Source organism: Neisseria sp. HMSC075C10 (genome assembly GCF_001815615.1).
GTDB lineage: Bacteria > Pseudomonadota > Gammaproteobacteria > Burkholderiales > Neisseriaceae > Neisseria > Neisseria subflava_A.
This window is the reverse complement of sequence record NZ_KV821267.1, coordinates 1-875: the sequence shown is the minus strand read 5'-3', so window position 1 is coordinate 875 and position 875 is coordinate 1. Positions and strand designations below refer to the sequence as shown.

Sequence of the window (875 nt, the reverse complement as noted above, 5' to 3'; positions counted from 1 at the left end):
ATGACGGGAAACCTGTTTGCTGCCCTCATACAGGGTAAATGAGACCGCACCGAATTCGTCTTTGCCAAAATATGGACGTAAATACATAGTCAATAATCTGATTTTCCACAGCAAGGCTTCATACGGCACACTTGAAAAGTCTGTGCCGTTCCGGTTATTACCTATTAGCAATGACCAATCAGACTGCGTTTCCAACAATAAATATTTGGATGATCCGGTAATCTCAAGCGGATTCAAGAAATCCAATTTCTGACTGAGGGTATATTCCTCATCCAAATACGATAGTTTCGGTTTTAGATTTTGATAAAAATCACTTAAATCCATACGTCTTTTTAGATAAAGATCCAGTGCTTTTTCAAATGGCGCGCCAATAAAATAAAACTGTTTCAGGCTCGGATGGCCGTCTCTTGCAAGAAAAAAATCTTTGTTTACATTCATAATTTAATCCACAGTCCTTAAAATTACAATAGCATCCGGATCATTACTCAATGCTCTCGATGCATGTCCGGCTCCACGGTTTGAGCTGGTGCGATCGTATTCGATATAAATTCGTTTATTGGAATTTGGTAGAGTGGCTTGAACATCCGGACGGCAGATCCCTACACGGCACATTTGGTTGTTTACCTGCTGTTGGTTGATCCTAATATCTTTCGCTGCGGCTGTGGCCGCTGGCTTTGCTTTGGTTGTAGTTGCCGGATACGCTCCATGCGGTACCGAGCGCGACTTAGGCGCGGATGCCGCCGCCGCTTTGTTTGCTCTCCTGTTCGACAGTGTCCTGCGGGCTTTCGATATAAAGGGTGCCGCCGACATCGGCGTCGATGCGTCGGGCATGGGCTTGGGCACCATTCAGCACGGTATTGCCCTTGCTGCTGAGC

2 protein-coding genes are annotated in these 875 nt (G+C 45.7%); both read right to left on the bottom strand.

Annotation, left to right across the window (positions count from 1 at the left end; all coding sequences use genetic code 11):
- Nucleotides 1-438: hypothetical protein (locus HMPREF3047_RS08790; protein ID WP_070713451.1), on the bottom strand; the 438-nt coding region annotated here is incomplete at its 3' end.
- Between the two features lie 286 nt (nt 439-724).
- A partial coding sequence (locus tag HMPREF3047_RS11110) for a hemagglutinin repeat-containing protein (protein WP_210399762.1) occupies nt 725-875 on the bottom strand: 151 nt, incomplete at its 5' end.